Raw genomic sequence first — 23,499 nt, 5'->3', positions numbered from 1 at the left:
CCCGCCACGCCTCCAGGGATGACCATGTCGGGACCGCGGCCCAATAGCAGAAAGGCGCTGGAAAGCAAGGGCCGGGAAGCGGGATGGGTGCTACTGCATCCGCGTCACCCTGTATCCACCGGCCCGAAGCAGGTCGACCAGATTGTCCTTGCCCGCCAGATGTCCCGCGCCCACCGCGATGAAGGGCCGCCCCTCGAGCGTCTCCACCGACTTCACCCAGTCACGGTTCCGGTCCACCAGCACCGCCTGTTCCACCACCGGATCGGGCGTCTCGCCCAACCTGCCGTCCCGCGCAAGGGTGGCGAGATCGCCCCTGATCCAGGCGTTGAGGATATGGTCGTAAAGCCGCCGCATCTCCTTCGCCTCGCGCACCGTATCGACCAGCAGCCGCCGCTGCGCATCCGGGGGGAGCGTATCGAAGGCCCGAAACTGCCGCTCCACAGTCTCCAGCCCGCTTATGGGCTTGCCCGCCTTTCCGAATGTCGCGATCAGCGCGGGTTCGACGCCATGATCCTGGCTGACATGCAGGGCCTGTTGCGCCGCCGCCGAAAGCAGCATCGCCGCCGCCCAATCCTTATAAGCGGAGAGAGTTTGCGTATTGGTGCCGCCATTCTCGACGATCTCCTCCAGCGCCGCCTTGTCTCCCGCCGGAACGCGCGTCTCCAGCAGGGGCAGCCCCGGACTGCGCCCCATCCTCTCGAACTGCGCCAAAGTGCCCGCCTGATCCTGTATCCCGGCCGATTCCAGCACCAGCCTGTCCGCTCGTCCGATCGCCTCCTTGATCGGCCCGGTCCGCCATTCCACGCCGTCCGGCAATATATGGATGGTGCCGAACAGCCAGCCGTCGACGCCCTTGCCCTCCACCCGCCAAAGCGCGGGCCCTCCACCGGGCGGTGGGGCAGGGGGATTCTCCCCGCAAGCGGCAATCAGGCATAGGACGGCCAGCCCCAGCCAGCGCGCCAGAAGGCCGATCATCCTATTGTTTCACCCGTGCCGACGCGATGCCCAGCGCCGCCAACTGGTCCTGCACGCTGCCCTTGCCCGCCAGATGCCCGGCGCCGACGGCAATGAACAGCGTGCCCGGCTGGTTGAGCCGCCGCTTGATCCATTTCGCCCAGTTGGCGTTGCGCTGGATCAGCAGCACCTGGGCCAGTTCCGGCGTCGCCTCCAGCGATTCGTTCATCTCCGCCGCCAGCTTGTCCGGCTCCCCGCCCTGCCAGTGCGCGACCAAGCTGGCGAACTCCCGGTCCATGTCCGGCAGGCCCTCTATGGTCGCGGTCAGGAAGTTCACCTGCTGCTCCATCGGCAGGCCGGCGAAATAGCCGAGCTGCTGCTCCACCGTCTCCAGCGCGCCGACCTTCTTGCCCGAAGCCCTGGCCGCCGCCGTCAGCACCTTCTCCGCGCCCAGGTCCGACTTGTAGCCCAGCGCTTCCAGGGGCTTCACCGACAGCGCCATGCCCGCCATCCAGGGATTGAACATCTCGAAGGCCTGCCAGGGAAGCCCGTTCGTGCTCATCGCCGCCTGATATTTGGCGCGGTCGTCCGCGCCCAGGCGGTCCGACAGCTTCACGCCGTCCCGCGCAAGCGCCGCGCCCGCCATGGTGGACGCCAGCCCATTGGGATCTTCCGGCTCGACGATCTCCAGCACCAGCTCGTCCGACTGATCGAAGGCCGATCTGACCCAGCCCTTGAACCAGTCGACCCCCGGCTTCATCACATGGACGGTGCCGAACAGATAGATGGTGGTGTCGGCGTCCTTCACCTCCCACAGGGCCGGCGTCACATAGGCGGAGCGCGTCGCCGCACCGCGGGCGGCGGCGGGCTGTTCCAGCGCGCATCCGCCAAGCAGCATTATGGCGGGGGCCAGCCAGCGGAAAGAGGGCCATCTCATCTGAATTGCGGGTCCGTTTCCTTAAGGGTTTTCCCTTCCATGCGGGCCACCGGCCGCCAGAGCAAGCGGATTTACGGTTAAGCCCGCCCTCTTTCCCTTGACCCTGCGCCCTCGCTGCGCCAAGGCGCGCCGCAATCGATCCGTCATTTTCTTAAAGCCGTGATTTCTGGGGACCACCGGTGGCGACAAGTAAAGCGCTTTCCTTTCAGGACCTGATCCTGACCCTGCATGCCTATTGGGGACGGCAGGGCTGCGTGATCCTGCAGCCCTATGACATGGAAATGGGCGCCGGGACATTTCATACTGCGACGACCTTGCGCGCGCTTGGTCCGGACAATTGGAACGCCGCCTTCGTACAACCGAGCAGGCGGCCGACCGATGGTCGCTATGGCCAAAACCCCAACAGGCTTCAGCATTATTATCAATATCAGGTTATCATGAAGCCCAGTCCTGCCAATTTACAGGAACTGTACTTGGGCAGCTTGGCGGCGATCGGCATCGATCCGCTGGTTCACGACATACGCTTCGTCGAGGATGATTGGGAAAGTCCGACGCTGGGCGCATGGGGATTGGGTTGGGAAGTTTGGTGCGACGGCATGGAGATCAGCCAGTTTACCTATTTCCAGCAAATGGGTGGTTTCGACTGCAAGCCGGTCTCAGGCGAACTGACTTATGGGTTGGAACGCCTCGCCCTTTATATTCAGGGTAAAGACAGCATTTACGATCTGGCGTTCAACGATGCCGGTGTCACCTATGGCGACGTCTTTTTGGAAAACGAACGACAGATGTCGGTTTGGAACTTTGAAGTGGCCAATACCGACAGCCTTTTCGATGCTTTCCGAAAGGCTGTCGCGGAATGCGAAAACTGCCTTGTAGCGGAATTACCGATCCCCGCTTATGAACAGGCCATCAAAGCTTCACACATCTTCAACCTGTTGCAAGCGCGGGGCGTGATCTCAGTGCAGGAGCGCGCCAGTTACATCGGCCGCGTTCGCGATCTTGCTAAGGGAAGCTGCGAAGCATGGATGGCGAAGAACCGGTGGGTCGCATAATGACTGATTTCCTCCTCGAACTGCGCTGCGAGGAAATCCCCGCGCGCATGCAGATCAAGGCATCGGAAGACCTTGCCCGCCTCTTCACCGAGGAACTGGCAAGGTCCGGCCTGCAGCCCGAAAGCATCGACAGCTTCGTCACCCCCCGCCGCCTGGCCCTGATAGCCCGCAACCTGCCGCTGGAAACCGCCGCTGTCAGCGAAGAATTCAAGGGGCCCCGCACTTCGGCGCCCGCGCAGGCGCTGGAGGGCTTCCTTCGCAAGACCGGCCTGACCCAGGATCAGCTTGAGGAACGTGACGGCGTCTGGTTCGCCACGGTGAACAAGCCCGGCCGCGCCACTGCCGAGGTTCTGGCCGAAGCCGTCCCTGCCATTATCCGCAGCTTCCCCTGGCCCAAGTCGATGCGCTGGGGCGCCGCATCGCAGACCACGGAAAGCCTGCGCTGGGTTCGCCCGCTGCAAGGCATCGTCGCGATCCTGGGCGAAGACCTGGTCGACATCGAAATCGAAGGCATCCGCAGCGGTTACGCAACGCTGGGGCACCGCTTCCACCATCCCGGCGAGATCACCATCGGCGGCGCGCATGACTATGCCGAAAAGCTGCGCGCATGCCATGTGATCGCCAGCCACCAGGAACGCCAGTCGATCATCGAGGCAAAGGCTGCCGAAGCCGCGGCAGCCCGCGGCTACGCGGTGATCGAGGACAAGGGCCTCATCGCGGAGAATGCGGGGCTGACAGAGTGGCCGGTCCCGCTCTTGGGCGATTTCGACCCGGCCTTCCTTGAGGTGCCGCCTGAAGTCATTCAGCTAACCCTGCGCATCAACCAGAAATATTTCGTCCTGCGCGACGCGAACGGCAAGCTGGCCCCCGCCTTCATCTGCACCGCCAATATCGAGGCGAAGGATGGCGGCGCGGCGATCGTGGCGGGCAACCGCAAGGTTCTCGCCGCCCGCCTGTCGGATGCCCGCTTCTTCTGGGAGCAGGATCGCAGGACGAAGCTGGAGGATCACGCAAAGAAGCTGGAACGCATCACCTTCCACGAAAAGCTCGGCACCGTGGCCGATAAGGTGGAGCGTGTCGCAAAGCTGGCGCGCCGGTTGGTGGAAGAAGGCATCGTCGCCCCTGCGAAGGCAGGACCCCATCCCCAGATCTCTCACCCGGACGCAACATCGGCGATGGATTCCCGCTATGGGAATGACGAGGGGAAAAAGGCGCTGGCGGACTTGGCCGAACAGGCTGCCCGTCTCGCCAAGGCCGACCTCGTCACCGAAATGGTAGGCGAGTTCCCCGAGCTTCAAGGCATCATGGGCGGCTACTATGCCCGGGCTGAAGGCCTGCCCGATGGCGTGGCGGATGCCATCCGCGATCATTACAAGCCGGTCGGGCAGGGAGATGAGGTCCCGACCGCGCCGCTGACCGTGGCGCTATCGCTGGCCGACAAACTGGATACGCTCCGCTCCTTCTTCGGCATCGATGAGAAGCCTACCGGCTCGCGCGATCCTTTCGCCCTCCGCAGGGCAGCGCTGGGCGTCATCCAGATCGTCACCGCCAATAATTTGCGTCTGTCCGTGGCGGAGGGTGAATTGCTCGACTTCTTCGCGGACCGTCTGAAGGTCCAGCAGCGTGAAGCCGGCGTCCGCCATGACCTGATCGACGCCATATTCGCGCTGGGCGGGGAAGACGATCTGGTCCGCCTGCTCGCCCGCGTGAAGGCGCTCCAGTCCTTCATCGCCACCGACGATGGCGCCAACCTCCTCGCCGGCTACAAGCGCGCGGCAAACATCCTCAAGAAGGAAGGCGCCGAAACAGCCGGGCAGGTCGAACTCTCCCATGCCCCCGAACAGGCGGAGGCGGACCTGATCGCCGCGCTGGACGCCGCGGAGCCTCGCGCTGACGCCTCTCTGGCGGCGGAAGATTTCGAAGGGGCCATGGCAGCACTTGCAACATTGCGGGCGCCGATCGACGCCTTTTTCGAAACCGTCACCGTCAACGATGCCGATCCGGCGAAACGTTCCGCTCGCCTCGCGCTGCTTGCGCGGGTGCGGAACGCCGTCCACGCGGTGGCCGACTTCTCGAAAATTACGGGCTAATACCAAAACATACCCGCACAAGCGGGAAAATCAGTGGAATCGGAGAGCAATCGTCGTAAAAGCGGGTGCGTTTGTCGCCCGCCTGTTGTTTAAGTTTTGTTGCATCGCACAAATACACGGCAATCAGTGCAGGAGAGCCGCGATTATGTTGACAATGGAAGAGGCCAGCATGAGCACGACCGCAACCCGTTATGTTTATCGTTTCGGCGGCGGCGTCGATGATGGCGGCAAAGGGGACAAGAATCTTCTCGGCGGCAAGGGTGCGAATCTGGACGGCATGGCTGCGATCGGCCTGCCGGTGCCCCCGGGCTTCACCATCACCACGGAGATGTGCACCCGCTATTATCAGGACGGCGGGGTCTATCCTGAAAGCCTGAAAGCGGAAGTCGCCAACGGCATCGCCCATATCGAGGGCATCACCGGCAAGAAGTTCGGTGACAAGGCCGACCCGCTGCTGGTTTCCGTTCGTTCCGGCGCGCGTATCTCGATGCCCGGCATGATGGACACGGTCTTGAACCTCGGCCTCAACGACGAAACCGTGCTGGGTCTGGCTGCCGCTTCCGGCGACGAACGTTTCGCCTGGGACAGCTATCGCCGTTTCATCCAGATGTATTCGGACGTGGTGCTGGAACTCGACCATGGCGCGTTCGAGGAAGCGCTGGAAGTCGCCAAGGAAGACCAGGGCTACACGCTCGACACGGAAATGACCGCCGACGACTGGAAGGCGCTCGTCACCGAATATAAGGGCCTTGTTTCAAAACTTTGGAACAAGCCCTTCCCGCAGGATGTGAACGACCAGCTCTGGGGCGCGATCAGCGCCGTCTTCGGCAGCTGGCAGGCTGACCGCGCCAAGGTCTATCGCCGCCTGAACTCGATTCCCCATGATTGGGGCACGGCCGTCAACGTGCAGGCAATGGTGTTCGGCAATATGGGCGATACTTCCGCCACCGGCGTCGCTTTCACCCGCGACCCGGCGACCGGCGAGAATGCCTATTATGGCGAATATCTGATCAATGCGCAGGGCGAGGATGTGGTTGCGGGCATTCGCACGCCGCAATACCTTACCAGGCAGGCGCGCGAGCGGGCAGGGGCCAAGCCGCTGTCGATGGAAGAGGCGATGCCGGAAACCTATGCCGAACTGGCGCGGGTGTTCCAGATCCTCGAAACCCATTATCGCGACATGCAGGACATCGAGTTCACGGTGCAGCAGGGCAAGCTCTGGATGCTCCAGACCCGTTCGGGCAAGCGCACCGCCAAGGCCGCGCTCAAGATCGCGGTCGACATGGCGAATGAGGGCCTGATCACCGAGGAAGAAGCCGTCGCCCGCGTCGATCCCGCCGCGCTCGACCAGCTTCTGCATCCGACGCTCGATCCCAAGGCGCCGCGCGACGTGCTGACCAAGGGCCTGCCCGCCTCTCCGGGCGCGGCTTCGGGCGCCATCGTGTTCGACGCCGACACTGCGGAGCGCCGCAACGAACTGGGCGATTCGGTGATCCTCGTTCGCGTGGAAACCTCTCCCGAGGACATTCACGGCATGCATGCGGCCAAGGGCATCCTGACCGCGCGCGGCGGCATGACCAGCCACGCGGCCGTGGTGGCGCGCGGCATGGGCCGTCCCTGCGTTTCCGGCGCGGGCAGCCTGTCGATCGACAACGCCGCCAAGACGCTGCGCATCGAAGGCCGCACGCTCAAGGAAGGCGACATCCTCACCATCGACGGTTCGACCGGCGAGGTGATGGCGGGCGAAGTGCCGACCGTGCAGCCGGAACTGGCGGGGGACTTCGGCACGCTGATGGGCTGGGCCGACAAGGTCCGCCGCCTCAAGGTCCGGGCCAATGCCGAAACGCCGCTGGATTGCCAGACCGCCCGCGATTTCGGCGCTGAAGGCGTGGGCCTCTGCCGTACCGAGCATATGTTCTTCGACGCGGCCCGCATCACCGCCGTGCGCGAGATGATCCTCGCGGACACGGAAAAGGGCCGCCGCATCGCGCTCGACAAGCTGCTGCCGGAACAGCGCGACGACTTCGCGCAGATCTTCATGGTGATGGCGGGCCTGCCCGTCACCATTCGCCTGCTCGATCCGCCGCTGCACGAATTCCTGCCGCATGGCGAAGCGGAGTTCGAGGAAGTGGCCAAGGCTGCGGGCGTCGGCGTGGAAGCATTGAAGCGCCGCGCTGCCGAACTGCACGAATTCAACCCGATGCTCGGCCATCGCGGTTGCCGTCTGGGCGTCACCTATCCTGAAATCTACGAGATGCAGGCCCGCGCCATCTTCGAAGCCGCGCTGATCATCAAGCAGCGCAGCGGCGAGGCGCCGATCCCCGAAATCATGATCCCGCTCGTTGCGACGAAGAAAGAGCTGGAACTGATGAAGGCGATCGTCGACAGCGTGGCCAAGCAGGTTTTCGAGGAGCAGGGCGCCAGCGTCGACTATCTGGTCGGCACGATGATCGAACTGCCGCGCGCCGCGCTGAAGGCGGGCGAGATCGCGGAAGTGGGCGAATTCTTCTCCTTCGGCACCAACGACCTGACGCAGACCACCATCGGCATCAGCCGCGACGATGCCGGGCGCTTCCTGACGCAATATGTGGACAAGGGCATCTTCGCCCGCGACCCGTTCGTCAGCATCGACGTGGAAGGCGTTGGCGAACTGATCGAACTGGCCGCCGAACGCGGTCGAGCGACCCGCGAGGGCATCAAGCTCGGCATTTGCGGGGAACATGGCGGCGACCCGGCCTCCATCGCCTTCTGCGAGAAGACCGGCCTCGATTATGTGTCGGCCTCGCCCTATCGCGTGCCGATCGCGCGACTGGCGGCGGCTCAGGCGGCGCTGGCGAACCGGAAATGACAGGAAGGGGGCGGGAGATTATCCCGCCCCCTTCCTTTTCAGACAGGCGTGGCGCGCTGGTCGTAGAGCCGCGCATGTTCATGATCCTGACGCGCATCCAGCAGGCGGGCCTGTTTCCGCCATTCCTCCCGGGAAATCACGCCGCTTCGCAGGCCGAGGCGCGTTTCAAGCGCTGCCTCCTGCTCGCTGCTGATCGCCGCGATCTGATCGTAGCGATGATAGCCCGCCTGATTGAGCGCGATCTCGTCCTGAGGGGTGATGCCCCGGATGCGGCTGAAATCATCCCGTTCATGCGTGCTTTCGGCGGTCCCAAGGGTGGCGGAGCGTGGAGGAACCGACTGACGTTCCAGTTCGGCAATCCGCTCCTGCGCCGCCGTCAGGCGGGCGTCGCGGTCCTTAACCGCCTGGGCGTGGGCAAGCTGCTCATCACGCCAGTAGCGCTTATATTTGCCGCGTCCGCTCATGATGAGGCCCAGAAGCAGCCCGATCAGCAGCGCGATCACCAGCAGCGCGATTTCGTTGGGAGTGAAGGTCATCTCAGCATCCTTTCCTGCCTCTCGAACGACCGGAGCGGGACAAGGTTGCGGTACGGCGCCTTCGATCAGGCAGTCCGCCAAAAAAGTGCAAAAAGGGCTTGCCCAAATGTCTGGCCGCTTCTATCTGCGCCACTCCAACGCACCCGTAGCTCAGCTGGATAGAGCATCAGACTACGAATCTGAGGGTCGGACGTTCGAATCGTTCCGGGTGCGCCATTTCCCCAAATTCCGTTTTCCCTTGCTTGCACGGGCGTGAAGCCGCTTGTCCTCAGGCTCGGTCGCACGGCATCTTTTAAATTCAAGATTGTCCAGTTTAGGGGTTGCCAGACTGCCCGCCCCCTTCTATCTGCCCCTCCACAACGCACCCGTAGCTCAGCTGGATAGAGCATCAGACTACGAATCTGAGGGTCGGACGTTCGAATCGTTCCGGGTGCGCCATTCCCTTCACATTCCTGCGAAGCCCGTTTCAAGGAACGCAGCGGTCCGGTGCGGGCCTGTCCAGGTCCACGACGGTGATGATCGTGGAGACGGTGGCGCTGGCGGACACGCTGCATGTTCTGGCGCGGTCGAAGGTTCCGGCGGGCCATTCCTCCGGATATTCGGCATTGAACGCCGGCTTGCCCGCCGTAACATAGGGCGCGCTGTCGGCACAGAAATCGCCCAGCACGCATCCTTCGAACAATATGGCATCGAACAGCGGCACCAGCGCCGCGGACGAACCGCTGGCGTTCTTCTGCACCGGTTTCAGTCCATAGCCGCGCGCCCGGGCGGACAGGGCGGTCACATAGGCGATCATGTCCTGTTCGGTCAGGTTGAACCCCGTCGTCGCGGCTCCATCCTCGAACGCATCCATCACGTCGAATTCGACATAGTCGAAACCCTTGTCCCGGCACATGCGCAGCCGGTCGTCCATGATCTGGATGAATTCGGGGTAGCGGCGAATGTCGATATAACGTTCGCCCGCAAAGCCGGGATAGCTGTTGCCCAATAGTCCGGATATGGCCGAGAGGCTGGCATAGTCGGGCCGGTTGCTCTCCGCCGATCCGACATCGAGATAGCAGATCGTCCTGGTTCCACGGGATTTGGCCAGCGCCACATAGGATGCGGCCGTGTCGAACCCGTCGACGTCGAGATAGGCAACGGGAGGCGGCGCCGGGGGTAGGCCCTGGCTCTGCAATATCCAGTCCCAACTGGAAAGCGTCGCGGGTGCCGGAGTGGGGGTGGGGGAAGGGCTGGGGGAGGGTGATGGTGTCGGGACCGGGGTCGGCGTGGGTGCGGGGGTTGGCGAACCTTCATCTCCGCCTCCACATGCAGCCAGCATCAGCGTTGCGACGGCAAGAAGGCCGATCGACGATAGTTTTTCGCACGCCCCAAGCACAATCCCAGTCCCTTCTCGCGGAACATCGATCCCGATCTGATGAACGGCCTCCGGCGGGACAGGTGGTCGAAGCGGAAGCGGTATAAAGTAAAATAAAGAAGGTAGGGATATGGCTATGGATATAAACCGTCAGCTATACTTAACGAAATGACATCGTTAATTGTCGGCATATTTGCCGTTATTTTGGATTTTTCGGGAGATTCTGTTCATTGAAGTTGACATTGGAACATGCCTAACCGCAAATTAACCATGGGTAAAAACTTCAAAAACCGAGTCGCCCCAGATAGATGCGCGGTGTGACTGTAGCCTTGGGCGGAATCCCGGTCATGGGAACTGCTACGGGCATGAGAAGATGACTTCTATACCCTGATACAGCCTCATCGACATGGATAATGGCTGGGCATGTCCCGGAACGGCATCCTTTGTCTTCGGTGTCGGGCAAAAGCGTTGTGCTTCATGGCCCAATATGCAGGACGTGACTGGTTTTTACTTGGAAAAACCAAAAGATATTCGGTCGCAAACTTATGAAATGATTTCGGCATCCATAAGTTTGGGGGTTTGCCATGACCTATGGCCACAGCGTCACCATCGACGGCTCTCTGAATGACTGGCTCGCAACCGACCGGATCGACGACAACAGCGCCCCCGGCTATCAGGTTTATGCGACCCTGGACAATGACGCCTTCGTCTTCGCCCTGACGGCCCCGGTCGCCATAGGCGCGGACACCACCGTCTGGCTGAACACGGACGGCAGGACCGCCACGGGCTATCAGATTTTCGGCTTTGCCGGCGGCGCCGAATATAATGTGAACTTCGCGGCGGACGGCACGGTGAACCTCTACACCGGCGCAGCGGGGGAGACGCTGGTGCTGTCCGGGCTGCAGACGGCCTGGTCGGCTGACCGGACCACGGTCGAATTCCGCCTCCCCACTTCGGCGGTGGGCAATCCGGCGGCGATGTACACCTATTACGACATCAACAACCTGTCGAACAGCTTCATGCCGTCCAATTATCTGTCGGCGCCGTTCACGGTCTTCAACCAGACGATCGCAACCCAGGCGCCTGACATGCGGATCGGCATCGTCTTTTCCGAGACGACAGCCGACGCCTATTTCAGCCCCACAGCCTATTCGCAGCTTTTCATGTCGGTTCAGGCGCAGGCGATCCAGGCCGGCATCCCCTTCGACATATTGACGGAAGCGGACCTGACCGACCTTGCCAAGCTGTCCCATTACGATGCGCTGGTGTTCCCGTCCTTCCGCAACGTGCCCGTCGACAAGGTGGAGGCGATTTCCCACACGCTGGAAATGGCGAGCAAACAACTGGGCATCGGCCTGGTCACGGCGGGCGAGTTCATGACGAACCAGCCCCATGTGCAGGGCGGTACGATCGGCGGCGATCCGCTGCCCGGCGATCCCTATGCGCAGATGAAGCTGCTGTTCGACGCAACCCGCGTCACCGGGGGCACCGGCAATGTGGTGGTGAACGCGACCGACGCGACGGGCCTCGTCCTCGACCATTATGCCAATGGCCAGCAGGTGAACAGCTACACCGGCGTCGGCTGGAACGCCTTTACCAGCGTCAGCGGCACGGGCCACCAGATCGCGACCGAGACCATCGATGGCGGCTCCGTCTATTCGGCCGCGCTGGCGACGCAGACCGGGGCGGCGCGCAACATTCTGTTCTCCAGCGAAGGCATCATGGCCGACGCCAATATGCTGCAGCAGGCGATCTCCTATGCGGCGAACGGCACCGGCCTGTCGGTCGGCCTGCACCTGTCGCGAGATTCCGGCATCGTCGCGGCCCGCGTCGACATGGACCAGAGCCAGGAACTGGAAGACGTCAATCCCGCGGGCAGCACGCCCGGCATCTACGACAAGCTGTTGCCCATCCTGACGCAGTGGAAGGCGGATTATAATTTCGTCGGCAGCTTTTATCTGAACGTCGGCGACGGCACGAACGGCACCGGTACCGACTGGGCGGTGTCCCTGCCTTATTACAAGGCGCTGCTGGACCTTGGCAATGAGATCGGCACGCACAGCCTGACGCATCCGGAAAACACCAACCTGCTCAGCGCGCAGCAGATCCAGACCGAATTCCAGAACAGCATCACGATCCTCAACCAGCAGATCGGCGCCTATCTGAACCAGCCGTTCCAGATCACGGGCGCGGCCGTGCCGGGCGCGCCGGAACTGCTGCCGACCTCGCAGGAGATCATGAAATATGTGTCGGACTATTTGACCGGCGGCTATGCGGCGCAGGGGGCGGGCTATCCCAATGCCTTCGGCTATCTGACGCCGGACAATCAGAACCAGATCTATTTCGCGCCCAACACCTCCTTCGACTACACACTCATCGAATTTCAGAAGAAGACCGTGGCGGAGGCGACAGCCGCCTGGATCGGGGAGTTCGACAAGCTGGTCGCCAATGCGCAGACGCCGGTGATCGTCTGGCCCTGGCATGATTATGGCGCTGCGGATTTCCTGTCGGGCAGCCCGACGGTGGACAGTCCCTATGATATTTCGATGTTCACGAGCTGGTTGCAGCATGCGGTGGCGGCGAACATGGAGTTCGTCACCCTGGACGATCTGGCCGCGCGCATGACGGCGGTCAGGAATGCGACGATCACGACCACGGTGGCGGGCAACAGCATCACCGCCAGCGTCGGCGGCGCCAATGTCGGCAATCTGTCGCTGGACGTCGACCGCCAAGGCGCTCTGGTCATCCAGAATGTGGCCGGCTGGTACGCCTATGACAGCGACAGCGTCTTCCTTCCCCAGAGCGGCGGAACCTTCAGGATCAATCTGGGAGCAGCGGCGGACGATGTGACGCACATCACCGACCTGCCGATGCGGGCCGTGCTGCTGAGCGTCGCCGGCGACGGTCACAATCTTGCCTTTTCCGTTCAGGGGGAGGGGAAGGTCGTCATCGACATCGCCAATCCGGGCACGGACGGGATCGTCGTCACCGGAGCCTTGGGCTATAGCCGGGTCGGGGAGATCGTGACGGTCGATCTGGGCGGCTATGGCCTGCACAATGTCACGCTGGAATATAAGAATCCGCCGGTGATCGTCTCCGGTGGCGGCGGTCCGACAGCGGCGCTTTCCATGGCAGAGAACGGCACCGCGGTGACGACCGTTGTCGCGACCGACGCGGATGTCGGAACGGTGATCGGCTATTCCATCTCCGGCGGAGCGGACGCCGCGAAATTCAAGATCGACAGCGCGACGGGCGCCTTGGCTTTCCTCACCGCGCCGAATTTCGAGGCGGCTACCGACGCCGGGACGAACAATGTCTATGACGTCGTGGTGCGTGCGTCCGACGGCACGCTGTACGATGATCAGGCGATCGCAGTCACGATCACCAATGTGAACGAGGCGCCGGTCATAACCTCCAACGGCGGCGGCGCGTCCGCGGCTATTTCCGTCGCCGAAAACACAACCGCCGTGACCAGCGTGACCGCGACCGATCCCGATGCGGCTACGGTTCTCGCCTATTCTATCGTCGGCGGACCCGATCGCGCGCTTTTCTCTATCGATGCATCGACCGGCGCGCTCGCCTTCCTCAGCCCGCCCAATTACGACCTGCCCGGCGATGCGAACGCGAACAATGTCTATAGCCTGACGGTAAGGGTGTCCGACGGAGCGCTGTTCGACGATCAGGCCATCAACGTCACCGTCACCAATGCGAACGAGCATGCGCCGGTGATCACTTCCGGCGGCGGCGGCGATACGGCTGCCGTTTCCGTCTCCACCGGCACGCGGCCGGTGATGAAGGTGACGGCGGTCGATCCGGATGCCAACACGACGCTGGCCTATTCCATTGCGGGCGGCGTGGATGCGAGCAAATTCACGATCAACGCTTCGACAGGGCAGCTCAACTTCGTCAACACGCCCAATTATCTGCTGCCGACGGACACGGGCAAGGACAATGTCTATGACGTCATCGTCCGCGCGTCCGACGGAACATTCTATGACGACCAGGCCATCGCCGTCACCGTCACCATCCTCAACGCCGCGCCGATCATCATCTCGAATGGCGGGGGGGCTTCCGCAACCATCCGAATGGCCGAAAATGGTACGGCCGTGACGAAGGTCGTGGCGACGGACGTCAATCTGGGCCAGACAATCACCTATTCGCTGGGGTCAGCCGTTGATGGCGCGCTCTTTTCCATCGATCCTCAGACCGGCGTCCTGACCTTCAAGAGCGCTCCGGATTTCGAGGCGCCCGCAGATTCCAACCTGGACAATCGCTATCAGGTGCAGGTGCTGGCCACGGACAGCCTGGGCGCGCAGGATTTCCAGAACCTGACGGTCGTCGTCAACAATGTGTCCGGCCTGTCGCTGACGGCGGCAAGCGGTGGATCGACACTCATCGGTCAGGGAGAGGAAGACACGCTGAGGGGCGCCGGCGGCAACGACACGCTGATCGGCAATGGCGGGTCCGACACGCTGAACGGCGCGGGCGGCAACGACATCATCGATGGAGGGGCAGGCGCCGACCGCATCACAGGAGGGGCGGGCGCGGACATATTGACCGGCGGCGCCGATGCCGACCTGTTCATCTATAACGCCACAGGCAACAGCACGCCCGCGATCATGGACCGGATCATGGATTTCCAGCAGGGGATCGACCGGATCGACCTGTCCGCAATCGACGCCATGCCGGCGCTGTCGGGAAACCAGGCCTTCAGCTTCATCGGCAATGCGGCCTTTTCCGGGCCGGGCCAGCTTCATGTCTATTCCAACGGTACGGACAGCTTTGTCGAGGCGAATGTCGACAATAATCCGGCGACGGTGGATTTCGCGATCAGGCTGATCGGGGTGCACAACCTGACCGCGAGTGACTTCCTGCTTTAGCGACGGGGCCGGGGGAATGGCTGGCATCGGCTTCAGACTGGACCGGATAGCCCGGGAGGACGGCTTGGGCGGGATCGCCAATGCCGCCTTCCACGGGGCCGTGGTCAGTTCCGGCCCGTGGCTGATGACCGCGCTCGCGGTCTTCCTGCTACAGGGCTGGACGCGGTCCACCATGGTTGCGGCCGACCATGCGATCATCCAGACCAGCCTGGTCTATGCCTTCGGCGTTTCGACGGTGATCACCGCGCCATTGGCGATGATCGCGACCCGCATGGCGTCCGATCGCTTCTACCTGGGGGAACGCGACGCGATCCCCGCCATCCTGCTGGCGGCGCTGGTCTGGGCGACGCTGGCGTCGCTGATCGCGGGGGGCCTGCTGTTCGGCCTTGCCGGCGGGATGCGGCCGGACCTGTTCCTGCTGGCCACCGCGATCCTGACGCTGTTCTCGCAAATCTGGATCGCCAGTCCCTTCCTGCACGCGACATGGCGGCACCGGCCGATATTCCTGGCCTATCTTTGCGGGATCGCGATGGTGGCCCTGTGCCTGGCGCTGGTCCGGCCGACCGCGCCCGCCGCTGTTCTTGCGGCGATCGCGGCGGGTCTGATCGTGACGCTGGCGCTGCTGATCGCCGCGATCCGGGATGATTTTCCCAACAGTCCCGAATGGCGGCCGGGCTGGATCGGCAGGACGCCCGGCGTCCTGGCGCTGGGCGCGGCGGGGTTGACCAACGCGCTGGCGATCTGGATCGACAAATGGCTGCTCTGGTGGGCGCCGGGCAGCGTTCAGGCCGTTGGCGCCCTGCGGGTCAATCCGGTCAACGATCAGGCCAGCTTCCTCGGCCTGCTCACGATGATTCCCGGCCTGACGCTGATCCTCGTCACGACGGAGACGCGGTTCGACCGGGCCTTTGCGGCGCTGATGAGCCATTGCATGGGCACGGCCAACCGGCGCCGGATCGAAAAGGCGCGGCAGAAGGTCGGCATGACGATCCGGCTGGACTTGCGCCTGCTGATGGTCGAGCAGGCGATCCTGGCCGGCTTCTGCTGGGTTCTCGCGCCGGAGATCATCCGCCTGCTCGACATGAACGCGCGCGGCATATTCGGCTTTCGGCTGACGGCGGTGGGCGTCGTCTTCCACCTCGTCGCGATCCAGATGAGCATCATCCTGTCCTATTATGACCTTGCCGGCCGGATTGTGGCGGTCTGGGGCAGCTTCCTGCTGGCGAGCGCGGCGGGCACGCTGCTGTTTCGCGACAGCGGCTTCGCGGGCTTCGGCTTCGGCTATCTGGCGGGCGCGGTGACGGCAGCCTCGCTCGCCGTCGCGCTGGTGGCGGAGGCGACGGGCAAGCTCACCTATCTGCTCTTCGTCGGCAATAATCCGGCGGTGGCGGGCAATAGCGGCCTGTGGGCGAGGTTCTGGCCATGAGCGTTCTTCCCTTCCGCCGCCGCGATCTGCTGGCGCTGTCCCTCATGGTGTTCGGCCTTTCGGCCCGCGCCCTGCCCGAAATCGGCGGGGCCAACGCCTGGGGGGTGGATTATGGCGAAGCGACCGATCCCGCCATCGCCCGCCGCTTCGGCCTTCTGGTGCTGGAACCCGACTTCGCCCGCCCGCTTGCCCCGCTGCGTGGCCCCGGCAGCCGCCTGCTGGGCTATATCAGCCTGGGGGAGGTCCATGACGGTCGTCCCTTCGCCGCAGAACTGGAAAAGGCGGGCGCGCTGCGGCAGGCCAATCCGAACTGGCCGCAGGCGCGGCTTGTCGACCTGCGCGATCCGGCCTGGACCGCCCTTGTGGTCGATCGCCTGATCCCCGCCATATTGCGCAAGGGCTATGACGGCATCTTCATGGACACGCTCGACAATGCGGAGGCATTGGAGCGGCAGGATGCCGACCGCAACAAGGGCATGGTGGCCGGCGCCGCGCGGCTGGTGCAGGCCATTCGCACGCGCTTTCCGGACATGGCGATCATGATAAACCGGGGCTATGCCCTGCTGCCGCAGGTCGCGGGTCAGATCGACCTCGTGCTGGCGGAAGCCATGGCTTCGCGCTGGAACTTCGCGGAGGGGCGCTATGAGATGACCTCCGCCGACGACTGGCAATGGCAGGCGGACCATCTTTTCGCGGCCCGGCGGATCAATCCCCGTCTGGGGCTTGCCACGCTCGACTATTGGGACCCGCGCGACAAGGCCACCATCGCCAGCCTCTATGCGCGGGAGCGCGCCGCCGGATTCCAGCCCTATGTGTCCACCCTGGCTCTCGACCGGCTCATACCGGAGCCCCTGTCATGAAGATCGAAGCGCTGCGCCACCCGAACATGGCGGTCATCGGACCGATCGCGGGGGGTGGGTTGCTGCTCGCCGCTGCGGTGCTGTTGATGCCCAGCCACTGGCAGATTGCCGATGCGATCCGGCGAGCGACATTCGCGCCGCCGCCGGTCGCCATCCCCTTGCCTCCACCCGATGCGGCCATGCTGATGCAGCGCTTCGCGCAAGGGAAAAGGCTTTCTCCTCCGGACCTTCAACGGTTGTTGAACGCTTCCGTGACGACGGCCGACGCTAAGGTTCTGGGGCAGCTTGCGGATGCGCTGGCGGGGAAGGGCGCGCCGGTTCCGAGCGCAAGGCTGACCTATGACATCATGGCGGGCGGCCGTCCGGAGGTCGCGCTTGCCTTTCTGGAGGGCCGTCCGGATCACGCCGCCCCCGCCCATTGGCGCCTCCGCCTCGACCTGCGTCGCAAGGCCGGCGACGCGCAGGGTGCCGCCGACATGGTTCGGGCGGCGGCCATGAATCCCGGAACGGCTCCGGCCAAGGATCTGGTCGAGGCCAGCTATGCGCTCGGCCAGCCCGATCTGCTGATCCTGGCCGCGGAGCATGGCGCCATAGCGCCGCTCGACCCGGCACAGTCGCTCGATCTGGCGTCCTGGGCGAGTGGGGCGGGGCGCTATGACCTCATTGCTCGGATCGACCGGTCCGGGACGCCGGGCTGGCGCGACCGGAACCCCTGGCTTGCCATGACGCTGGCGCAGCGGTCCGGCGACATCCGTTCGGCGCTTCGCTATGCCGCCATGCTGCCGACGGGGCGCGATGCTGTGCGGGAAAGCATCATCATGGGGTCCGGAAACAGGGATGCAATACGGCAATGGCTGCTGGGTCGGGCGGCCGAGACAGGCGCCGACCGCCCCGCCATCGCGCAACGCCTGCTGGAAAGGGGTTTCCGGTCGGACGCTATCGCGCTGCTTCGGCAGCAATCGACGGTTAAAAGCGATGACCCGTCCGACGCGCGCATGCTGTACCTCATGGGGCCGCGCCCTGTCGCGCAGGACCTTGCCTGGTTGAAGGCGCGGGCATTGGCCGATCCGAAATGGGCGCAGGCCTATGTCGAGCGGGCAAGGCCTGCGGACGCGCTGGCGTTTCTGGAAGCGACTGACGCCGCCGACAGCAGCGACATGCTGGTCCAGCGCATCGCACTGGCCAATGCGGCGCGCGACAGGGCGGCGGCGGCGCGGGCGCTCGACCGGCTGCTGGACGGCCGCACCCTTTCCGCCCTGCAGTTGAAGGCGGCAGCCGGCGCGCAGGTTCCGCCCGATAGAGCGGCCTATTATGATCTGGCGCTTGCGAACGCCCGCGTCGCCAATAGCGCCGCCGAGCCGTCGGATCACCTTCGCCTTGCCTGGGACGGCTGGAACAGGGGGGATGCGCGGGCTACCGCCGACCAGTTGAATTTCTATCTTCGCGAACGTCCCGACGACCGGGCAGCGCTGAGCCTGATGGCCGATGCGCAGAAGAAGCTGAAGGGCGAAGCCGGGGCCCGTCCCTGGATCGAAAGATCGCTGGCGCTCACCTCGCCGCTTTCGGTGGAGCGGGCGGAACTGCTGACCCGGCTGGGCCGGATGTCGGAGGCGACGGCCATGGTCGAGGCACTGCGCCGGGCCACTCCGGCAGACCGCAAGCTCGACATCATGCTGGCCCGCTTGCTTATCGCCTCGGGTGATCCGGGACGTGCGCGCAAGGTGTTGCGGCCATGACGCCACTGGCCGCCGCCTTGCTGCTGATGGGGCCGCCGCCGCTCATGGTCGCGGCATTGCCGCCCGACACGGATGTGACGGCATCGGAAGTCAGGACGGTGGACCTGCAATGGAGCGGGGACGTGCATCTCGAACTGGAAGACAGCGGCTATGAGCTGGTCGTCCGGTTCGACCGGCCGATTGCCGATGCCGTCCTCAAGGACTTTGCCGCCGCCGCCGGGGCGGACCTGGCGGATTTGCGCTGGAATGACGAGAGTCTGGTTCTGCGCGCCGCCGAGGGGCGGAAGCTGGAGGCGGTGGCGGACAAGCATGGGCTGCACGTCCGTTTCCTGCCCGATGGAGAGCCGGCGCCTGCCCCCCCCATCGCAGGCGAACCGCAAACGTCGGATCTGGGCGTCGAACTCGCCATCGCCCGGGCGCAAGCCGATGCCGCCGCCGGCTATCCCGATCTGGCGCGGCGGCGGCTTGCTCCGCTGGCGGCGGCATATCCCGGCGACAAGCGAATCCAGCGCCTGCTGGGCGACATGGAGGTTGCGGAGGGCGCGCTGGCCCTTGGCGCGGCCCGTTATCGCAATCTCGCCGCGGACGATCCCTTTGCCCGGCAGACATTGGCCGAATCGGGCGGCAATGTCGCCGGGGCCGTGACGGCGCGCGGCGGCAAGGTCTTCTGGCAGGCGGAGGCGGGCCTCAATGCGCTGGTGCCGTTCAACAACCGCCTCTCGCTCGGCGCTGGCGTCCGCTGGTTCCGCTCCGAAGCGGACACCGTCCATGGCGCCAACGGCATTCTTGCCAACCGCACGTCCCGCTCCGCCATCGGGGACCTGTTCGCGACCGTCGATCTCGGCGCGGTTTCCCGCATCGAGTTTCAGGGCAGTGCCCAGTTGGACCAAAAGGTGGCGGGCGCCGGCCTTCGGCTGTTCGCCGGTCCTCCCGAAAAGCAGGGAAGGCTGGTCCTCGCCTACCGCCTGCCGGATCTCGCCACGCCTGAGCAATCGACCTTCGGCGGTCATATCAGCCGCGCGGGGATCGGGGGGACGATCCGCCTGACGCCGGAACTGGCGGTGCAGGCGGATGGCGGCTGGAATGGCTATGGATTGACCGGCACCGGTGTTCGGACGCGCAGCATCACCGTGGCGGGCGGCCTCGATTATCTGCTCCGCCGCGGATCGCCATCGCTGGCGGTCAGCTACCGGCTGGATGCGGAATATGTCGGCCGCAGGGCGCTGCGGCCCAATGGCCTTGCCTATATCCCTCTCAGCGACCGGGAAAATCACAGCTTCCAACTGCTGTCCGGCATGTCCTGGACAGGTTGGCAGCTCAGCGGCGCGGCAGGCTGGACCTTCGACCGCAAGGGCAAGACCGACGGCCCCACCGCGAACGTCAGCGCGACCGGGCGGCTGAGCGAGGGCTGGCGCCTTCAGGCGAGCGGCGGGATCAGTTCGATCAGCCGGCCGGGCATTTCGGGACGCCAACTCTATCTGCGCGTGGCGCTCACTCGCTTTCTTGGGAGGCATTGATGCTGAAGAAGCGGCCCATCCTGCTGCAATGCGCGGAAATGCTGATCCTGTTCGCTACGCTGATGGCGATCGACCAGGGATTGATGAGCGGCAATGCCTTTTGCGACATCAACCCCAATCCCTATTGGCTGCCGGTGCTGGTCATGGCGACGACCTATGGCACCGGATCGGGGCTGGCCGCCGCCGCAATCGCCTCCGCCATCTGGTTCCGCTGGTCGAACCCATGGTCGGGCGCGACGGATCATATCGAACAGCAGCTGCGCCTCTCCATCCAGCCCATGCTGTGGATGGTGACGGCCCTGGTGACGGGCGAGGTGACCGCCAGCCGCAGGAACCGCATTGCCGATCAGGAACGGCAGCATCAGGCGATGGATCGCAACTGGAAGAAGCTGGCGGAAATCATCGCCCGTCTCACCGACACCAACCGCAAGCTGCAGGTCCGGATCGCCACCGGGCAGCGCACGATCGTACAGGCCATGGCTGCCGGCCTCGACCTTTCCAAACCCGATCCGGAAAGCCAGGCCGACGCGGTCGCCCGCCTGATCGCGCTCGCCGCGCAGACGGAGGATTTCACCTTCTACGATGTGCGCGGCGCCCAGGTGACGGCGCGCTTCGGCGGCAAGACGGCCCAGGGGCAGGCCCCGGACCTTTCGCGCTCGCCGATGGCGCAGGCGATGCTGGCGACGCCCAGGCCGTTGCGGGCCGATCGTGCCGCCGACCGGCCGCTGCTGTCGGAATGGGGTCTTCTGGCCGTGCCGGTCGCGGGGGCGGAGGAAGGATTGGCGGCCATCATTCTCGTCCACAGCGCCGCCGGGATCAGGATCACGGAGGCCTATGTGGCGCAACTGCTACAGGTTGCGGACCTGCTCGGCAAATGCCCGGCGCTGTTCGGCCGCGAACAGGCCTTTGCGCCGAAATGGCTGGTCCCGGAAGGAAAAGTGGCTTGATCGCCCTGCTCATCCTGTTTTCGGCTGCCGATCTGTTCCTGCTGTTCACCGGTTTGGCGGTGGGAGAGGGGAGCATCCTCTGGTTCGCGCCCATCCATCTGGCGCTCTCCTGCGCCGCGCTGCTGGTCATGATGAAAGGGCTGGATGGGCTGGGCGTGCGCCAGCGTTTCGCCCTGCCGATCGGTGCCGCCATTGGGCCTGCCGGGATGCTGGTCTGCCTGATTCTGGCGCCGCTGGTCCGGCCGTCGAGGCGGAAAAGGCAGATCGCCTATCGGGACGTCCGAACGGGCAAGCGGCGGGACGTCAACGACCTGTCGCCGGTAGAGCGGCTTGGCCGGATACTCGACGATCGTGTGCGTTATCCCGAAAGCGACGAGATCGGTTCACTGGCCACCATGCTCCGCTACGGAAATCTGCAGGCCCGCTACCGGGCCCTGGAAACCGCCGTGATCTCTTTCGAGCCGCGATTGTCCCCCCTCATCGTCATGGCCCTGTCGGACGAGGACCAGACCATCCGGGCGCTCGCCGCCGCTGCGGCCGCGCAGGTCAGCTATAATCTGGCGCAGCAACGCAGCGAATTGCAGGCGAGGATCGCCCCCGCCCAGCATCTGGACGATCGCTATGCCCTTGCCATGCTGCTGGCCGATCATGGCTGCTTCAACCAGTTGCTGCCGCAGGGGCAGAGGCTTCGGCTCTGTCAGGACGCGAACAGGAAGCTGGATGAGATTGCCGGCTTGCTGAAGAGCGGTGACATAAGGCGCCGGTCATTGCAGGCGGCGCGCGCCCGGATAAGGCGCGCGCTGGAACGGCATCCGGCAGGCAAGGCCCGGCCCACGCGCAGGGGGGACGTGGAGCCGGCGTCATGATGTCCGACGGGCAGGACAGCGACATATGCCTGATCGTCGAAGGCGCTTATCCGTTTGTGGTCGGGGGCGTTTCCAGCTGGTTGCAGGACCTGATCCTCAGCATGCCCGACCTGCGATTTTCGCTCGTCGCCATCAAGGCGGGCAATGGCGCGCAGCCCTGGCGCATGGCGCCGCCGCCCAATGTCGTGGAGGTGGTGGAAATCCCGCTGCTGATCGAACCCTGCCTGCCGCGCCGCTATCCGGCGTCGCAGATGAAGCGGATCGGCCGCCTGCTGCTCGCCTTCCTGTCGACGGGCGGCAGGGATGAACTGATCCGTCTGCGGCAGGCGCTGGAAGGATTGAAGCCGTGCCCCGGCGCAGGCGATCTCCTCTCCAATCCGGAGATATTTGACCTCTTCACCCATTATTACGACACGGCTTTCCGCTCGGCCTCCTTCCATCATTTCTTCTGGGCGATGCGGGTGCTGCTGGGCGGGCTGCTCAAGATGCTGCTCGCGCCCTTGCCGAAAGCGCGTGTCTATCACACCATATCCACCGGCTTTGCGGGCCTGCTGGCTGCACGGGCCGCTTATGAGACCGGCCATCCCGCCTTCATCACCGAACATGGAATCTACATGCTGGAACGGCAGATAGAGATCATGATGGCCGACTGGATCGGGGACCAGATCGAAACCGGGCTGACGCTCGACCGGGAAGGGCATGATCTGCGCGACCTGTGGCTGGCGGTCTTCCAGACCTATACCCGCGCCTGCTACGACGCCTGCGACCCGATCATCGCGCTGTACGGGGCCAACAACCAGACGCAGCGCCGCCTGGGCGCCCGGCAGGAACGGCTGCGCGTCATTCCCAACGGCATCGATGCGGAGCGCTTCGCGTCGATGGAGCGCGCCTGCGATCCCGCCCGGCCGCTGGTGACGCTGATCGGCCGGGTGGTGCCGATCAAGGACGTCAAGACCTTCATCAGGGCGGCGGCGCTGGTCCTGACGGACATGCCCGAAGTCCGCTTCGCCATATTGGGGCCGCTCGATGAGGATGCGGACTATGCCGCGGATTGCGAGGCGCTGGTCGCTGAACTGGGCATCGGCAATGCGGTGCAATTTGCCGGGCGGGTCAATGTCGCGGAATGGCTGCCCCGGATCGACCTGATCGTCCTCACCAGCCTGTCGGAAGCCCAGCCGCTCGTCATATTGGAAGGGGGCGCGTGCGGGGTGCCGGTGGTCGCGCCAGATGTCGGCAGTTGCCGGGAAATGATCGAGGGGCGGGCGCCTGGGATCGACCGGCCGGGCGGCATCGTCACCGAACTGGTCAACCCGGAGGGCACGGCGGCGGCGATCCTGCACCTGCTGCGCTCGCCTTCCTTGCGCCGGGCGATGGGCGAAGCGCTGTGCGAGCGTGTCGTGCGGGATTATGACCGCAGCGCCATCATCGCGGAATATCGGCACATCTACGAGGCGCTGGGCGCGCGGGTCCGCTTTTCCGAACTGCAATGACCG

15 protein-coding genes and 2 tRNA genes are annotated in these 23,499 nt (G+C 64.5%); 13 read left to right on the top strand and 4 right to left on the bottom strand.

Features of this window, described 5'->3' with window-relative positions:
* Positions 1-90: 90 nt before the first annotated feature.
* Positions 91-975 (bottom strand): TraB/GumN family protein, encoded by an 885-nt coding sequence (locus EGM87_RS06485; RefSeq protein ID WP_044662407.1) that lies wholly within the window; start codon positions 973-975, stop codon positions 91-93.
* 1 nt (position 976) lies between these two features.
* Entirely contained in the window at positions 977-1,891 is a 915-nt protein-coding gene (locus tag EGM87_RS06480; RefSeq protein WP_044662406.1) for a TraB/GumN family protein, read from the bottom strand.
* 179 nt (positions 1,892-2,070) lie between these two features.
* On the opposite strand from EGM87_RS06480, the gene EGM87_RS06475 reads away from it, so the two are divergent.
* From EGM87_RS06475 to ppdK, 3 genes are all read left to right on the top strand, one after another.
* Positions 2,071-2,943: a glycine--tRNA ligase subunit alpha gene (locus EGM87_RS06475; protein ID WP_044662405.1), complete on the top strand. Its 873-nt coding sequence runs from the start codon at positions 2,071-2,073 to the stop codon at positions 2,941-2,943.
* Positions 2,943-5,033, top strand: coding sequence for a glycine--tRNA ligase subunit beta (glyS, locus tag EGM87_RS06470; protein ID WP_044662404.1), 2,091 nt, complete (start codon positions 2,943-2,945; stop codon positions 5,031-5,033). Before EGM87_RS06475 ends, glyS begins: the two co-directional genes overlap by 1 nt.
* A gap of 145 nt (positions 5,034-5,178) precedes the next feature.
* Complete coding sequence (gene ppdK, locus EGM87_RS06465; protein WP_044662403.1) at positions 5,179-7,881, top strand: pyruvate, phosphate dikinase; 2,703 nt, start codon at positions 5,179-5,181, stop codon at positions 7,879-7,881.
* 38 nt (positions 7,882-7,919) lie between these two features.
* On the opposite strand, the gene EGM87_RS06460 is transcribed toward ppdK, so the two are convergent.
* A complete protein-coding gene (locus EGM87_RS06460) occupies positions 7,920-8,417 on the bottom strand; it encodes a helix-hairpin-helix domain-containing protein (protein WP_044662402.1) in 498 nt (165 codons plus the stop codon).
* Between the two features lie 139 nt (positions 8,418-8,556).
* On the opposite strand from EGM87_RS06460, the gene EGM87_RS06455 reads away from it, so the two are divergent.
* Both EGM87_RS06455 and EGM87_RS06450 read left to right on the top strand, forming a co-directional pair.
* Positions 8,557-8,633, top strand: a tRNA-Arg gene (locus EGM87_RS06455).
* A gap of 145 nt (positions 8,634-8,778) precedes the next feature.
* Positions 8,779-8,855, top strand: a tRNA-Arg gene (locus EGM87_RS06450).
* Positions 8,856-8,883: 28 nt separating this feature from the next.
* Here EGM87_RS06450 and EGM87_RS06445 read toward each other — a convergent pair.
* Positions 8,884-9,738 (bottom strand): endo alpha-1,4 polygalactosaminidase, encoded by an 855-nt coding sequence (locus tag EGM87_RS06445; RefSeq protein ID WP_262857313.1) that lies wholly within the window; start codon positions 9,736-9,738, stop codon positions 8,884-8,886.
* A gap of 620 nt (positions 9,739-10,358) precedes the next feature.
* On the opposite strand from EGM87_RS06445, the gene EGM87_RS06440 reads away from it, so the two are divergent.
* From EGM87_RS06440 to pelF, 8 genes are read left to right on the top strand one after another with little or no spacing between them, the layout of a single operon-like run.
* Positions 10,359-14,654, top strand: coding sequence for a cadherin domain-containing protein (locus EGM87_RS06440; RefSeq protein WP_044662400.1), 4,296 nt, complete (start codon positions 10,359-10,361; stop codon positions 14,652-14,654).
* Positions 14,655-14,670: 16 nt separating this feature from the next.
* A complete protein-coding gene (gene pelG / locus EGM87_RS06435) occupies positions 14,671-16,080 on the top strand; it encodes an exopolysaccharide Pel transporter PelG (protein ID WP_025550062.1) in 1,410 nt (469 codons plus the stop codon).
* The gene (locus EGM87_RS06430; protein ID WP_170825558.1) at positions 16,077-16,940 is read left to right on the top strand and encodes a glycoside hydrolase family 191 protein; all 864 of its coding nucleotides are present in this window, start codon (positions 16,077-16,079) and stop codon (positions 16,938-16,940) included. Before pelG ends, EGM87_RS06430 begins: the two co-directional genes overlap by 4 nt.
* Positions 16,937-18,676, top strand: a complete 1,740-nt coding sequence (locus tag EGM87_RS06425; protein WP_044662398.1) for a tetratricopeptide repeat protein — start codon at positions 16,937-16,939, stop codon at positions 18,674-18,676. The genes EGM87_RS06430 and EGM87_RS06425 overlap by 4 nt, the downstream gene beginning before the upstream one ends.
* Positions 18,673-20,193: a hypothetical protein gene (locus tag EGM87_RS06420; protein ID WP_044662397.1), complete on the top strand. Its 1,521-nt coding sequence runs from the start codon at positions 18,673-18,675 to the stop codon at positions 20,191-20,193. The genes EGM87_RS06425 and EGM87_RS06420 overlap by 4 nt, the downstream gene beginning before the upstream one ends.
* On the top strand, positions 20,193-21,140 hold the full coding sequence (locus tag EGM87_RS06415) for a hypothetical protein (protein WP_044662396.1): 948 nt from the start codon (positions 20,193-20,195) through the stop codon (positions 21,138-21,140). The genes EGM87_RS06420 and EGM87_RS06415 overlap by 1 nt, the downstream gene beginning before the upstream one ends.
* Positions 21,137-22,006: a hypothetical protein gene (locus EGM87_RS06410; RefSeq protein ID WP_044662395.1), complete on the top strand. Its 870-nt coding sequence runs from the start codon at positions 21,137-21,139 to the stop codon at positions 22,004-22,006. Before EGM87_RS06415 ends, EGM87_RS06410 begins: the two co-directional genes overlap by 4 nt.
* Positions 22,003-23,496 carry a GT4 family glycosyltransferase PelF gene (pelF, locus tag EGM87_RS06405; RefSeq protein ID WP_044662394.1) on the top strand — a complete coding sequence of 498 codons (1,494 nt, stop codon included), beginning with the start codon at positions 22,003-22,005 and terminating at the stop codon, positions 23,494-23,496. The genes EGM87_RS06410 and pelF overlap by 4 nt, the downstream gene beginning before the upstream one ends.
* Positions 23,497-23,499 lie beyond the last annotated feature (3 nt).

Source organism: Sphingobium sp. RSMS (assembly GCF_005406185.4).
Taxonomy (GTDB): Bacteria; Pseudomonadota; Alphaproteobacteria; order Sphingomonadales; family Sphingomonadaceae; genus Sphingobium; species Sphingobium fuliginis.
Note: the sequence above shows the minus strand (reverse complement) of the source record. Positions and strands in the feature narration are given on the sequence as shown.

Coding starts and splice junctions, on each gene's coding strand:
- EGM87_RS06485 (WP_044662407.1), bottom strand. CDS start 975: ATGATCGGCCTTCTGGCGCGCTGGCTGGGGCTGGCCGTCCTATGCCTG.
- EGM87_RS06480 (WP_044662406.1), bottom strand. CDS start 1,891: ATGAGATGGCCCTCTTTCCGCTGGCTGGCCCCCGCCATAATGCTGCTT.
- glyS (WP_044662404.1), top strand. CDS start 2,943: ATGACTGATTTCCTCCTCGAACTGCGCTGCGAGGAAATCCCCGCGCGC.
- ppdK (WP_044662403.1), top strand. CDS start 5,179: ATGTTGACAATGGAAGAGGCCAGCATGAGCACGACCGCAACCCGTTAT.
- EGM87_RS06460 (WP_044662402.1), bottom strand. CDS start 8,417: ATGACCTTCACTCCCAACGAAATCGCGCTGCTGGTGATCGCGCTGCTG.
- EGM87_RS06445 (WP_262857313.1), bottom strand. CDS start 9,738: ATGCTGGCTGCATGTGGAGGCGGAGATGAAGGTTCGCCAACCCCCGCA.
- EGM87_RS06440 (WP_044662400.1), top strand. CDS start 10,359: ATGACCTATGGCCACAGCGTCACCATCGACGGCTCTCTGAATGACTGG.
- pelG (WP_025550062.1), top strand. CDS start 14,671: ATGGCTGGCATCGGCTTCAGACTGGACCGGATAGCCCGGGAGGACGGC.
- EGM87_RS06430 (WP_170825558.1), top strand. CDS start 16,077: ATGAGCGTTCTTCCCTTCCGCCGCCGCGATCTGCTGGCGCTGTCCCTC.
- EGM87_RS06425 (WP_044662398.1), top strand. CDS start 16,937: ATGAAGATCGAAGCGCTGCGCCACCCGAACATGGCGGTCATCGGACCG.
- EGM87_RS06420 (WP_044662397.1), top strand. CDS start 18,673: ATGACGCCACTGGCCGCCGCCTTGCTGCTGATGGGGCCGCCGCCGCTC.
- EGM87_RS06415 (WP_044662396.1), top strand. CDS start 20,193: ATGCTGAAGAAGCGGCCCATCCTGCTGCAATGCGCGGAAATGCTGATC.
- pelF (WP_044662394.1), top strand. CDS start 22,003: ATGATGTCCGACGGGCAGGACAGCGACATATGCCTGATCGTCGAAGGC.